We start from the raw sequence: 1,112 nt of genomic DNA, 5'->3' as shown, positions 1-1,112 counted from the left end.
CGGTTCGCGGCGGTGCTGCGGACGAAGGCACTGGGCGCGCTGCATCTGGACGAACTCACCCGCGACCGTGACCTGGACGCCTTCGTCCTCTTCTCGTCGGTCTCCGGTACCCTCGGCACCTCCGGTCAGGGCAACTACGCGGCGGCCAACACGTTTCTCGACGCGCTCGCCGAGCGGCGCCGGGCTGCCGGGCTGCCGGCCACGTCGATCGCGTGGGGGCCGTGGGCCGACGGCGGCATGGCCGACGAGGAGGTCGTCGCCTGGCGGATGCACCGCGGTGGCGTGCTGCCACTGCAACCGGCTCTCGGCGTACTCGCCCTGCGCCGCGCCACAGGCGCACCCCGGCCGGCCGTCATGGTCGCGGACATCCACTGGGGCGAGTTCGCACCGCCCTTCACCATGACGCGTCCGAGCCCGCTGATCGAGTCGCTGCCCGAAGCACGCGCGGCCGTGGAGGGTGCCGGAGCCGCTTCCGAGCGGTTCGGCAGTGGCGACGGCTCCGGCCTGCGTGGCCAGCTCACCGGACTCACTCCCGCGGAACAGGAACGCGTCCTCCTCGAAGTCGTCCGCCTGTGCGCCGCCGGCGTACTCGGCTACTCGGGTGCCTCCGCCGTACCCGCCGAGCGGGCCTTCCGCGATCTGGGCGTCGACTCCCTCACCGCGGTCGAGCTGCGCGGCACCCTCGCGATGGCGACTGGCGTCGCACTCGCCGCGACGGTGGTGTTCGACTATCCGACGCCGGTGTCGCTGGCGCGGTATCTGCGGGAGCAACTGCTCGGAGATGTGCCCGAGGCGGTGCCCGCGGTGGTGGGTCCGGTGAGCGCGGGTGTCGTGGACGATCCGGTGGTGATCGTCGGGATGGCGTGCCGGTTCCCGGGTGGTGTGCGGGATCCGGAGGGGCTGTGGCGGCTGCTGTCCGAGGGTGGGGACGCCGTGGGTGCGTTCCCGGCGGACCGTGGCTGGGACCTCACCACCCTGTACGACCCCGACGCCGGACGGCGGGGCACGAGTTATGTGGACGTGGGTGCCTTCCTTGATGGTGCGGATCGTTTCGATGCGGGTTTCTTCGGGATGAGTCCGCGGGAGGCGTTGGCGACGGATCCGCAGCAGCG

The 1,112-nt window shown here is 72.1% G+C and carries 1 protein-coding gene; it reads left to right on the top strand.

Going from position 1 to position 1,112, the window contains the following annotated elements:
* A partial coding sequence (locus tag ACWC5O_RS45525; protein ID WP_450781414.1) for a beta-ketoacyl synthase N-terminal-like domain-containing protein occupies positions 1–1,112 on the top strand: 1,112 nt, incomplete at both ends.

It is taken from the genome of Streptomyces sp. NPDC001450, from assembly GCF_053597295.1.
This window is presented reverse-complemented; position numbering and strand designations above follow the sequence as displayed.